This is a genomic window from Rhizobium sp. PK7-22 (assembly GCF_056530405.1).
Window position 1 is genome coordinate 458,502 of sequence record NZ_CP096513.1, and the last position, 11,901, is coordinate 470,402.

10 protein-coding genes and 1 tRNA gene are annotated in these 11,901 nt (G+C 59.1%); 5 read left to right on the forward strand and 6 right to left on the reverse strand.

The genetic code is table 11. The features are described from left to right. The first annotated feature begins 213 nt into the window (after positions 1-213). The 4 genes from M1E10_RS02275 to M1E10_RS02290 all read left to right on the forward strand — a co-directional run bounded on the left by M1E10_RS02275 (position 214) and on the right by M1E10_RS02290 (position 7,577). Positions 214-1,899 carry a hypothetical protein gene (locus M1E10_RS02275; RefSeq protein ID WP_499173392.1) on the forward strand — a complete coding sequence of 562 codons (1,686 nt, stop codon included), beginning with the start codon at positions 214-216 and terminating at the stop codon, positions 1,897-1,899. Positions 1,900-2,018: 119 nt separating this feature from the next. Then, positions 2,019-3,998 (forward strand): hypothetical protein, encoded by a 1,980-nt coding sequence (locus tag M1E10_RS02280; protein ID WP_499173393.1) that lies wholly within the window; start codon positions 2,019-2,021, stop codon positions 3,996-3,998. A gap of 14 nt (positions 3,999-4,012) precedes the next feature. Continuing rightward, positions 4,013-6,226 (forward strand): type I secretion system permease/ATPase, encoded by a 2,214-nt coding sequence (locus tag M1E10_RS02285; protein ID WP_499173394.1) that lies wholly within the window; start codon positions 4,013-4,015, stop codon positions 6,224-6,226. 13 nt (positions 6,227-6,239) lie between these two features. Then, the gene (locus M1E10_RS02290) at positions 6,240-7,577 is read left to right on the forward strand and encodes an HlyD family secretion protein (protein WP_499173395.1); all 1,338 of its coding nucleotides are present in this window, start codon (positions 6,240-6,242) and stop codon (positions 7,575-7,577) included. A 19-nt stretch (positions 7,578-7,596) separates the two neighbouring features. On the opposite strand, the gene M1E10_RS02295 is transcribed toward M1E10_RS02290, so the two are convergent. The 6 genes from M1E10_RS02295 to M1E10_RS02320 form a co-directional block, all read right to left on the reverse strand. Continuing rightward, the gene (locus M1E10_RS02295; RefSeq protein WP_499173396.1) at positions 7,597-7,920 is read right to left on the reverse strand and encodes a hypothetical protein; all 324 of its coding nucleotides are present in this window, start codon (positions 7,918-7,920) and stop codon (positions 7,597-7,599) included. A 265-nt stretch (positions 7,921-8,185) separates the two neighbouring features. Continuing rightward, the gene (locus M1E10_RS02300; RefSeq protein WP_499173397.1) at positions 8,186-8,506 is read right to left on the reverse strand and encodes a DUF982 domain-containing protein; all 321 of its coding nucleotides are present in this window, start codon (positions 8,504-8,506) and stop codon (positions 8,186-8,188) included. A gap of 117 nt (positions 8,507-8,623) precedes the next feature. Beyond that, positions 8,624-9,634, reverse strand: a complete 1,011-nt coding sequence (locus tag M1E10_RS02305) for an IS30 family transposase (protein WP_499173398.1) — start codon at positions 9,632-9,634, stop codon at positions 8,624-8,626. Between the two features lie 167 nt (positions 9,635-9,801). Next, positions 9,802-9,876, reverse strand: a tRNA-Gln gene (locus M1E10_RS02310). Between the two features lie 211 nt (positions 9,877-10,087). After that, the gene (locus M1E10_RS02315; protein WP_499173399.1) at positions 10,088-10,486 is read right to left on the reverse strand and encodes a DUF1236 domain-containing protein; all 399 of its coding nucleotides are present in this window, start codon (positions 10,484-10,486) and stop codon (positions 10,088-10,090) included. A 423-nt stretch (positions 10,487-10,909) separates the two neighbouring features. Further along, positions 10,910-11,278, reverse strand: a complete 369-nt coding sequence (locus M1E10_RS02320) for a hypothetical protein (RefSeq protein WP_499173400.1) — start codon at positions 11,276-11,278, stop codon at positions 10,910-10,912. Between the two features lie 277 nt (positions 11,279-11,555). Here M1E10_RS02320 and M1E10_RS02325 point away from each other — a divergent pair, with 277 nt between their 5' ends. After that, positions 11,556-11,810, forward strand: a complete 255-nt coding sequence (locus tag M1E10_RS02325) for a hypothetical protein (RefSeq protein ID WP_499173401.1) — start codon at positions 11,556-11,558, stop codon at positions 11,808-11,810. The last annotated feature ends 91 nt before the right edge of the window (positions 11,811-11,901 follow it).

The following is an 11,901-nucleotide window of genomic DNA, read 5'->3' on the forward strand; positions in this document are numbered from 1 at the left end:
GGAGCCGCACAGTAGCTCCCATGGCTCGGCCAATCCCGAGGAGGGTGACCGTTCCGTGGTTCAACCAGCACAGGAGGAGTGTGCAACCGATCAGGCAAGAAGAGCCCCGGCGCACGTCGAGACGTGCCGTCGTCCAACCTCACCTCGCGCAGCAAAGACCCCAAGGAGATGAATGGTGGCCACGCTGTTGCGACCAACTGAAGGACCAATGCTATGTCGACCAGACGTACAAACAATGACACCCTCGTTGCTCCCTACTTCTTCGATGACGATCAGGAACAGCAGCAGCAGCAGCAGCAGACCGAGAACCAGAGCCAGGACCAGAGCCAGACGAGCGACCAGGCCCAAACAAGCGAGTCTGTCAACGAGAACCTCAACGGAAGCGCCAACCTGAACGGCAATGCCAACCTGAACGGCAACGCCAACTTCAATGCCAGTGACAACATCAACGAGAACATCAACACCGCCACGGTAGACGTCGGCGTCACTGTCGATATGGCGATGGAAGGCTATCTTCCCGATGACAATGACTTCGCCGAGATCGATGTGAGCGGCGGCAGTTCGGTGGACGGCGTCTTCAACATCAAGTTCGAGGATATCCTCGGTGGTGCTCTCGCAGGAGAGGGCAATGATGTCGGCAATGTCTTCAGCCAAGTGGCCAATATTCAAGACAACGACACACTCGAGAACGCTGAAGTCAGCAACGATGGCGACTTTTCGCTCGACATGACCGCTCACGGTGGGCTGGCGTTTGCGAGCGACGGCATCAATGCCGGTGGCGAAGGTGGCAGCAGCAGCGGCGATGCCGATGCCGACGGCGGTGACGGCGAAGAAGGCGGATCGGCCGATGGTGGTGGTGCCACAGCCGGTGACGGGACTGGTGGTGAGGCCATCAGCCTGGCAGCCGGTGGCATTAGTGCCGGTGGTTTTGCAGCTGGCGGCAACGCAGCCAGCGGCGACGCAGCCAGCGGCGACGCTGATGGTGGACGCGGGGAAGGCGGACGCGGTGGCAGCGGCGGCGACGGGCTCGGCCTTGGGCTTGGACTGGGTCTCGGCCTTGGTGCCGGCCTTGCCTTTGGCGGAAGCGGCGCCAATGGCGGCGACAACACCGCAGGTGACGGCGGCAGCGCCGGCAGCGGCGGAACAGCTGATGGCGGTGATTCCGGCGACGGCGGTGACGGTGGAGCGGGCACCGGTGGTGATGCCACGACGAGCGTCGGCGACATCATGGGCTTGCTGAACCCGCTGTATATTGACAGCGATGGCGGCGGCGACAGTGACGGCGGTGCAGCAGGCGATACCGATGGTGGCGCCGGCGGCGGCGGTGGCGCTGGCGGTGGCGGCGGCATGGGTGGCGGCGCTTCAGGTGCCGGTGCCGGGGGTGCAGGTGGCGCAGGCTCGGGTGCTGGAACCGGCACTGGTAGCGGCTCCGGCATGGGCTCGGGTGCCGGTGGCGACGGTGGCGACGGAGCCGACGGAACCGGGGGCGAAGCGACCTCCGGCGAAGCAATGAGCGGCGACGCGGCCGGCGGCTACGGCTGGGCCGGTGGCGGCGATGGCGGCGCGGCATTGAGCGGCGCCTGGGCCGACGGCCTTGGTGGTGACGCCTTCGGCGGCTGGGCCATGGGTGGCGCTGGCGGTGCCGGTGGTGCCGGTGGCGTGGCCATGACCGGCGCGGGTGGCGCTGGCGGTGGCGGCGGCTCCTGGGGCTCCGACAATGGCGACGATGGATATGTTACCGGTACAAGTTCCGCATCGGCGGATGCCGGTATCGACACCTCCGCGTTTAACCAGGACATCGTGATGGGCGCAAACCTGCAGCAGAACGCGATCGACATGACGATCGTCGGCGGCAGCCTCACCAGCACGACTGTGGGTGAGGATGACGATGGCGTCTAAGGGTTGGTCTTTTGCCCGACCTTGATATCGAAGCCGAAGGCCTGCGCGGGACATCTCGCGCAGGTCTCTCAAAGCGCACCTCATCCACCTGCGATGAAGTTGCCTAAGGAGTGCGTGCCGTGGCAGTCTTGGATCAGATTACCGAAGAAATTTCCCATTTTGTGGGATTCTTTCACCTCAGCCTTGAAGACGCCAGACTGCGCGAAAGCTACCAAGATTTTTCGTTCAAGACCACGCTGCAAAGTGCTGATGCACGCTTGATAGAAGAAGCGCCCTTCTCTGCGCCGCATGTCCTTGTCGATTACGATCCGGCGTTGAGCTATCGACCCATTGCTCCGGTTTTTCCCTCCGTTCCCGCAATTCACCTTCCGCCTGCACTACTAAAAGCTGCTCGCGAAGAAGTGGAAATCGATGTGCTCGCCGAAGAGATGCCTCCGCGCATGCAGATGGCGTTCTCCATGGGCGGAAAGGCTAAGGCGCCGGCCTTGGATCCTCCGGGGTCTATTGTCACCTATGCGCAGCAAATGGTCGTTCTAGCTGATAACGACGTCTTTTCGGTCGGTGGGCACGGGTTGAGCATCGCCGGAACTCCGGTACCCTTGGCGGACATACTCCCGCTTGCAGAGACAGTCCTTTCTGTTTCGCCTCTTCGGGAGCTTGAGGCGCCCGGTTCCGCTGTCGAATTGGTCAACTTCGTCGAGACGATCGCCGAGACCCTGGGGGACCTCGTCAATGATGCCGGTAGTGCTACCGGTTCCCATCTTGTCGCACAGGCGGTCACTCTGTCGGGAACCTACGTCAGTGGTTTGGCTGTCGAGCAAGCTCCTTCTTTGGACGATTATCACTCCTTCGACGACGAAGGAGCCGTCGTAGAGGCGTCCTGGGGAAGCGAGGAGAGCCAGCTGCCACAACCGCAAGTCAGGATCTCGATGGGGGACAACACGCTCGTTAACGATGTGCTCGTCAAAAGCCTGTGGACAGCCGCGAAGGTGACCGCGGTGCTGGGTGATCATGTGGAGGTGAACGCTATCGTCCAAATAAACGCCATCTGGGACGACGATAGCATTGGGACCGGAATTGCCGCCTGGCGTGCTCTCGGGAGCGCCAATGACCTCTTCAATATAGCAAGCTTCGACCGCGACGATGCCGCTGGATCGCAGACTGTCGGCACCAGCGGCGTCGACCTCTATCCATCCTATTGGAGTGTCACGACCATCACGGGCGATCTGATGATCGTAAATTGGATCGAGCAGATGATCTTCATGAGCGACGCCGACATGGGAATTGTTTCGGCATCGGGTGCCTACAGCACGATCATCAGCGGCGGAAACACTGCCATCAACCACACCACCATCGCCGAACTCGGCTTCGGCTACGACCTGATCATCATCGGCGGCTCTGTGTATGACGCCAACATCATCCAGCAGGTCAACGTTCTGTTCGATAGCGATGCGGTGACCACCACTGACGGATTTGCGCACGCGGGAGCGGGGAGCGTGAGCACCGCCAGTAACCTGTTGTGGAACCAGGCGAGCATCTACACGATAGGTGCCGCCGAACGGTTTGGCGAGCTGTCGGATGCCTATCGGGAGGCCGTTGCGTCGCTGGCCAACGGCACCATGACTCTATCGGACGAGATCCTTCAGGACCCTGCCTTCGCCGGGCTTGCCAGTCTGCGTTTGCTTTACGTCCAGGGCGACTTTATCAATGTGCAGTACATCAAGCAGACCAGCATCATCGGCGACGATGACCAGGTCCTCTTGGCGATGGACGCCTTGACACCTCAAGACGGAGCATCATGGGCTGTGGAAACGGGCTCCAATACCCTCGTCAACAATGCCGCTATTGTTGATCTTGATTCCTTCGGCAAGACCTATGTCGGCGGCGAGCAATACTCGCAGGAGACGTTAATCCAGGCAAACTTTATATCGTCGCAGCCGGAGCTTGGCGGCCAGGATCCCAGCATACTGGCAAGCGAAGCTGTTCTGTTTCTGGACGACACCATGCTTGCGGCTGATCCGACACCGGAGGGAGGCAATTATCTGCCTGCCGACTCTGGAGGAGGTCAGAATGACGGCCTGCAGACAATGCTGGCCTAACAGGAGAGTGCCCCGTGAATATGCGCCCGACCAATGCCTCTGCCCGTCACGAAACAGCAGTTCCCGGACCGTTTGTTCTGACACCTCCCGATCCCGAACTCGATCAGACGTACCGTAAGATAGAACAGGCCGTCGAGGCTTGCCTTGAGGCGGCAGGACCACATCCGCAAGATCAGCGGGAGAAGACACCGCAAGCGCTATCGCGGGCTGTCGCAGACGGCACGGCACAAGAATCGGAGGATCTGGACCGCGTTGCTTCTGACGATCCGTCAGGGTTGTTGCCGGAACTGGAACGTGACCTGCAGCAGGCAGCGGAAGAGGAGCTGGCCGAAACATCGGCAAAGGCGGCCGAGCCCATGGTCGCCAAAGCAGCAGAAGGGATCACGACCATAGACGGCGATTGTGGCCCGATCCTCGCCAAGGACGATCGCAGTAGCGGTGGCAAGGGACAATCCAACGGCGGCGGCCGGGGGTCTGGCAATGGCGGCGATACCTTCCACCGGCGCCTTGGTCCCACCGATTTCGATGCCAGCCTCAAGGCAGGTCTTAAGGCCGTTCGGCACAATATGGCGATCGTCATGCTCTTTACGGTCGCCAGCAATGTGCTGGTGCTGGCAATTCCCATCTACCTATTTCAGATTTCCGACAGGGTCTTTACCAGTCGCTCCATCGAGACCCTGGTGATGCTGACTGTCATCATAGTCGGCGCCATCCTGTTGCAGGCGATGTTCGACGCTCTTCGCCGCTTTATCCTGATGCGGACCGCCGTAGAGGTGGCGGTGCAGCTTGGCGCGCCAGTCCTCAGCGCTGCGGCGCGCGCATCCCTGCATGGTTCGGGGCGCGAATACCAGACGCTGGGTGACCTTCAACAGGTACGATCATTTCTCGTGTCGCGCACATTGCTATCTTTCCTGGATGCCCCGATTGCCCCTTTGTTCGTGCTCGCGGTTTTCCTTATTCATACCGATCTCGGATTCATTGTCGTCGGGACAGCGATCCTGTTGCTGATCTTCACGCAGATCAACCAGCGATTGACTGCAACACCATTTTCGGAAGCCAACACCGCGCAGGTGAAGGCAAACCTCCATTTGGAGTCCATGTCGCGCAACTCCCAGATCATCAATGCGCTCGCGATGATCCCCGAAGCTGTATGGATTTGGGGTCGCGACACCGCGACTTCACTTCGCGCGCAAGTCATTGCCCAGGATCGCAACATTGCGATCGCCGCGGTGTCCAAGGCCATTCGTCTCTTGACCCAGGTGGCGCTTTTGGGTTGGGGAGCGTATCTGTCTTTGCAGGGAGAGATCACGGGCGGAATGGTCATCGCCGCTTCGATCATTGCCGGCCGTGCGCTTGCGCCGATCGAAGGTGCCATCGAGGGATGGAACCAGTATAGCCAGGCGCGTGCGGCCTACGGGCGCATCAGCACGCTGTTACGCTCTTCACCGCTTGCCTTTGAACGATTGACGCTGCCAAAGCCTCAAGGGCGGCTCGACGTGGAGCGGCTCCTCTACGTGCCCCAAGGAACCAAACGGGTCGTCCTCAACGGCCTGTCGTTTGGGCTGCAGCCGGGCGACTCTCTGGCCATTATTGGAAATTCAGGGGCGGGCAAGACAACGTTGGGGAAGATGCTTGTTGGATCGATCCTCCCGACCTCCGGAAACGTGCGCCTTGACCTCATGGACCTGCGCAACTGGGACCCCCGGCAGTTTGGAGAAAACATCGGCTATCTGCCGCAGGATGTGCAGCTTTTCCCCGGCACCATCAAAGCCAATATTGCTCGTATGCGCGAGGATGCAGATGACGAGGCCATTTATCGCGCGGCGGTACTGGCTGACGTTCACGAGATGATTGCCAATCTCCCCCACGGATACGAGACGATTGTCGCAGCCGACGGCGCCCCGTTGTCGGGTGGCCAAAAACAGCGCGTAGCGCTGGCGCGGGCCTTCTTCGGCGAGCCACGCTTTGTAGTTCTCGATGAACCCAATGCCAACCTGGACAGCGCCGGTGACGCAGCCCTCCTGCAAGCGCTTCGTCACGCCAAGGAGAAAAGCATCACCGTCGTTACGATCACGCAGCGTCCTTCCCTGCTCGCCTGCGTCGACAAGATCTTGCTACTGGTCAACGGTACGGTGGCGCTGTTCGGCATGCGCACAGATGTGATCAACGCCCTTGAGGGCCGTGGCATTGCCGTTGATGCCGGCTCTTTCGGACATCAGCTACACTAGGGGAGGGGCGATCATGAGCAACACGACAAAACCACTCAACACCGACTGGTTTACCGAGGTTCCACGAGCGATCTGGAAGCAGACAATTGTCGGGCTTGTCCTGATCGCCATCTGCTTTGGCGGCTTTGGCACCTGGGCAGCCACAGCCCCACTGGCCGCCGCTGTCATTGCACAAGGAAGCTTCGTCGCGACCGGCCGCAATAAGATCATTCAGCATCTGGAGGGCGGGGTGATCAGCGAGATTCTTGTCAAGGAGGGCGATCGCGTCGACGAAGGTCAGGCACTGGTGCGGCTGGACGAAACCGCAGCAAAGGCAAAAAGCCGCGAACTCTTCCTGCGGAAGATGCGGTTGGAAGCGATTGCAGCGCGACTGACCGCGCAATCACAAGAGCTTGCCCGCTTCGAGGCGCCTTCGGTGTTTGCAAAGGCCGGGGACGACCCCGAACTCCAGTCTATCCTGTTAAGCCAGCAACTCAATTTCAAGGCGCAGCAGATCAAACTGTCTGGTGAATTGTCACTTCTGGGCCAGAACGTGGAGGCGCTGGTTTTTCGGGCGAGAGGTTACGAACGCCAGGCAGATGCCTATCAGCAGCAGCTAGCTTTGCTGACGACGGAGTACGAAAGCAAGGTTCGCCTTCACAAGAGAGGCGTCATTCGGGCCAATGATGTCAAAGCATTGCAAAGAGCGATGGCGGACGCTGAAGGCCAAATTGGGCGGCTTGAGGCTGAAGTTGCCGAAACCCAGGCACAGATCATCAAGGCCAAGCAGGAGATTGAGCGGGCTCATCAGCTTTATCGCGAAGATGCACTGGACCGTTTGCAGGAGATCCAGGGGGAAAGCGATCAGGTCCGTCAACAGCTTCGGCAGGCTGAAAATGTTCTCGAGCGCGCGATCATCCATGCTCCGGTGGCAGGGGTGGTGGTGCGGACACATTATCACACCACCGGGGGCGTTATCGAAAGCGGCAAAGGTATCCTGGAGATTCTCCCTTCCGGCGTGCCACTGATCATTGAGGCCCAAATTCCGCGCACGGCCATCGATCGGGTTAAGGTCGGGCAGGCTGCCACAGTGCGGCTGATCTCGCTTAACCAGCGCACGACGCCCGTTCTTCGTGGAAACGTTATTTATGTGTCGGCGGATGCGCTGCAGGATGGAGACAAGCAACTGCGGCAGGAGGTCTACGTGGCACGCATTGACGTCACATCTGATGAACTAGCGCGAGTGAACGGTTTCAAACCGACGCCCGGGATGCCCGCGGAGGTCATGGTGCAGACAGAGTCCCGAACATTTCTAAGCTACCTTGCCAAGCCAATAACCGATAGCATGTCGCGCGCCTTCACAGAGCGATGAGGCCGATCGGCGCAAACCGTCAGTGAAAGGTTGCCGAAGAGGTGTACCACCCGATCCCATCCGGTGATCCCTCTCGCTTCAGCCACTCAGAGATGATGTCCGCGGCATCGAGGAGATAGATTTGGATGAGATCGCGTGGAAGTGACGCGACCGTTCTCGGCGAAGTCAGTAGCGTAATCAGTTCCGCACGGGTTGCATCGTCTGGCGAGGTTTGGGACGGATGGATGTCCTGGATGAGCCCGATGGCGCGCGTCAGCATGACAGTCAGTTCTTTCTCGGAGATGCTGTCCAAAGAGGACGCCGTACGTACCAGTTCCCAGATGAAATCGCTGATACCCATCATCACCATCTCCTCATATCCCATGGATTGACACGGTTCTGACACAGGAAGTCAAGAGGGGTCGCGCTGATCCTTCAACGGAAAAGTCACGGCATTGGGTCTTTAGGGACGCGGTGTGCGCCGGCCGATTTTGCCGCAGACGCGACGGCTTCCTGCCGCGCTCAGCCCTTCCGCCAAATCACAAGATGTGCGGGACGATCAGGTCAAACCCTTGTGGTGGGACGGTCGCCACATGTTCAACCAAGGGAATAACAGGATGCTTTCGCTGTCACGCCAAGACGTGTGCTTCGATCGCCGCAGACAAGAACAGCTCCCGTGCTTCTTCGGCAGGCACGTGCCCGATGGTGGCGGCTCGGCATCTCGCCGTCGCGAGTTTATGGTAAGCGCCGTCGACACACGGCCAACGTTGCTCAAGATAGTAGCAGGCCTCCGTCGGACCATAAACCGGTTCAGAGCATCCGTAGCCAATTCTGATCACGACAGGGGTCCTCCAACGGGGACTGGAACGTAAAATTACTTCGACTGCCATTCCGCTTGCCCTCCGCAACTCAATGTCGGTCAGGACTATCCCACGGGAGTAGCGCCTCATCTAGACCCGTCCTGCTCCATCATTATGCTTAGATGCACTCCAAAAGGTTAGCGCCTCAGTTTGGGTGTTCTGGTTTTGTGAGTTCATGCTGAAGCGCGACTTGCGGGCAGGGTGAGGCTAACTGGCATGCCTCATCTGTGCGAGCAATTTGTTGCGGAAGACTTCTGCCGGTGTCCGGTAGCCGAGGCACTTGCGCGGCGTCTGATTGAGCTGGCTGCAGATCTCGATCAGGTCAGCGTCGGTGACTGACAAGGGATCGACTTCTCTCGAAAGCCATTTCCGCGCTCGCCTGTTGGTGTTTTCCACCGTGCCTTTTTGCCAGGGGGATTGGGGGTCGCAGAACCACGTTTGGGTGCCGATGCTTGCTTGGAGATAAGGCCAATCGGTGAACTCGGTGCCACGGTCGAAAGTGATGGAACGCCGGGCGAGGTGAGGCAGTGCTTGTAGCGCTTGCACAAGTCCATTCATGACTGGCCGGGACTGCCGATCATTGTTGCGCAGGAAGATTGCAAAGCGACTGACGCGCTCAACGAGCGAAGTCACATTGGCCTTGCCGAACTTCTGGCGAAACTGGATCAGATCGCATTCCCAGTGCCCGAACTGCTTGCGATCAGCCACGACATCCGGGCGGCGCAGGATGTTCAGTTCCGGGCTAAACCTCTGACCATGCTTGCGTCTAGCATGTCGCGGTCTGCGTCGAGCTCGATGCTCCGGCAAGTGACGCCACAGCTTGATGGCATGGCCGTCTGCCGAGTATGCGAACTTGTAGATCGTCTCGTGACTGACCGAGATCGGATGCCGTTCTAGGCGCATCCGGCCAGCGATCTGCTGCGGCGACCAACCATGCATGATCCTGTCGATAACGGACTGCCTGACGTGAGAGAAGCGCGCCAGCTTGCGGAGCTTGGCTCTTCGTCCGCAGGCCATGTCGTGTGCCGTTACGCAGTAGTAGCCACTGAGATCTCGGACGACCTTATCGACGAACATGTTGCGCTTGATCTCACGAAAGATTGTTGAACGGTGTCGTCCGAGCTTTTGGGCAATGATCTCAACACTGAGGCCCGCCATTCGCCAACGGGCGATCTTACGTCGTTCGTCCAAATCGATATGGGAGTAGGTGCGTTTCATTGCAGCTTCCTTGCGATTGACAACCCATTGGTATCATTCGCAAGTCGCACTTCATCCTTGAACCCACCCGGCTACAAACAAAGATCGCATAACTTTTGTTATGGAACTTCCGGGGATCACGGCCTCAGATATGAATAAGGCCCTCGGACAAAAGAAATTTAGATCAATGGCTGGGGCGCCAGGATTCGAACCTGGGAATGCCGGTACCAAAAACCGGTGCCTTACCGCTTGGCGACGCCCCACCATGGCTTATCCGTCAGCGGAGGAAGTAGCGCCGCCGAGCAAGCGCAGTTGCACTAGCAAAGCTTCGACGAGGATGCAATCGGTGGCGTTAGGTTTCTGTCGGTTCGGCAAAAATTGCCGCAAGTGTAGGAGGCAGCTACACTTCCTAGCCAATGTGGCAGGAATAGCCCGGCGCAAGCCTGCGTCGAGCTATTCCTGGCTTCTATGGGATTAGTTGAGCACCTGCACCACCGTGTATGTCTGCGGGTCTACGATGACCCGTTGCTCGTTGACGTAGGTGTAGGCGTACTGCGGTGCCTCAGGAACCGGCGTAAGGACGACGGTCTTCGGCAGAGGCTCCCCAACCACGATGTCCTGCTGGACCACGATCGGTTGGGCCGGCATCGGCTGCTCACGAACATAGGTAATGACCTGCTCCGGTGGCGGATCAATTGCTGAGCCAACGACCGCCCCAGCGATCCCGCCAACGGCCGCGCCGACTGGTCCGCCGACGATAGCCCCTGTGACTGCGCCGCCCGCCATACCGCTCGCTGTACCTTCTTGGGCGAAAGCTGCGGTTCCCATCAATGCGGCTGTTGCCGCTACGATAATGATTGTCTTCATGGCCATCTCCCTTTGGTTTGGCTGCCGGTCAAACGTGTGCTCGCAGCCTCCGTTCCCTTGTCAGACTTATGAGACTGATAGGTACGACTTAGGTCGGACAAACAGCCGCTGTAGACGATCACGCATCTTGGTTATCTGTTAAATAGCTCCAGGACTAGCCGCTGACCAAATCAGGCCGGCCGAGCTTTCAGCCCCCTATGAGGCGCAGCTGCGGGGTGCGCCCGCATCCTTTGAAAGAAGAGTATCTCTCTGCTTGAACTCATCAGACTACGGCAAGCTATGCGGCTATACGGCGCCGGACGCATCTGAATTACGGCCGCGGCTGTAACCAACCGAAGCGCAGTGAAAAAGAGGAACGAACCCAAATTGATGCGCGCCGCTCCCTGCTTGCAAATAGATCGCGACGGGTGAACCGTCACGTACCCCTCACTACGAGGACGCCAGAGCCACCCCTAAGAGCAGCCCCGCGACGAACAGAAGACCGGTATAGCCCAAAGTTGCATGCGATAAACCTGGCGCCGGCGGTGGGACTTGTGCTGCCCCTACATTGGAAAAGGCAGCAGCTTGGCCTTGTGAGGCACCCTCTTCCTGATCTGCCGTTGCACCTGCCTCATGCGAAGCGTCCAGTACCTGCCGTGGTGGTGCATCCACAACGACTTGCTTGCTGCTGTCTTGATCAATCGTCACGGTAAAGGTGACCGTCGCGGCATCTTGAAGGGCAAGCAATGTTGCCTCGGCTGCGGCTATCTCACTGTCCGCCTCGATCAGCGACTTGTGGCTCACCAAAAAAAAGGGCATCGGCAATTGATCTCGTATTATTAGAGGGTTGTATCAGCTCTCTTCAGGTAATGGGCTAGACGGACTCAGCTGGTGGGACGCCCGAGAATGCCCCAAGGTCTTCTGTCACACTCGCCGCTCTCTTTCCTTTAAAATTGCGCATCAGGATGCGCAGCTGACGCTTCCGAGCCACACAAAGTCGGGGTCCTTTAGAGCTCGCGCGCCATGAAAAGTCCAGCCCTTGACCCGAATGCGGACGATCCCACATAGGGGCCCGTTACGTAAGAGCCGAGCACCTATGCGTTCATTTTTTGAGACTACTTTTGGTTCAGCCGAGCTGGAAATTTTGGACACGGTGCTGATGGAGTGGTGTAAGAGGCACCGGCTTTCCAAGAATGATCCCGATGCGGGTCTGGCCGGGGCCATCTTGATCAACCTGTTTCGCGAAGGAAACGACACGGTTCCGGCATTGCGTAAGGCAGCTCACGCTCACAAGGGCCTTAGCAGTCTTGTTGCAGTCGAGCAGCGGCTCCGGCCGCCGGCTTCCGATTGAGTTGCAGGCCCACCGTCGAATGTCCCCGCCCCCCGCGATCAGCCCGTTGCAGCTCTAGCGATCCGCGCATCGATGGTGAGAGAGAAGCGCG

Bases quoted from the DNA above. Each gene is read 5' to 3' on its own strand.
- M1E10_RS02325 (WP_499173401.1), top strand. From the start codon at position 11,556: ATGCGTTCATTTTTTGAGACTACTTTTGGTTCAGCCGAGCTGGAAATT.
- M1E10_RS02290 (WP_499173395.1), top strand. From the start codon at position 6,240: ATGAGCAACACGACAAAACCACTCAACACCGACTGGTTTACCGAGGTT.
- M1E10_RS02295 (WP_499173396.1), bottom strand. From the start codon at position 7,920: ATGATGGGTATCAGCGATTTCATCTGGGAACTGGTACGTACGGCGTCC.
- M1E10_RS02305 (WP_499173398.1), bottom strand. From the start codon at position 9,634: ATGAAACGCACCTACTCCCATATCGATTTGGACGAACGACGTAAGATC.
- M1E10_RS02315 (WP_499173399.1), bottom strand. From the start codon at position 10,486: ATGGCCATGAAGACAATCATTATCGTAGCGGCAACAGCCGCATTGATG.
- M1E10_RS02300 (WP_499173397.1), bottom strand. From the start codon at position 8,506: ATGAGGCGCTACTCCCGTGGGATAGTCCTGACCGACATTGAGTTGCGG.
- M1E10_RS02320 (WP_499173400.1), bottom strand. From the start codon at position 11,278: ATGCCCTTTTTTTTGGTGAGCCACAAGTCGCTGATCGAGGCGGACAGT.
- M1E10_RS02275 (WP_499173392.1), top strand. From the start codon at position 214: ATGTCGACCAGACGTACAAACAATGACACCCTCGTTGCTCCCTACTTC.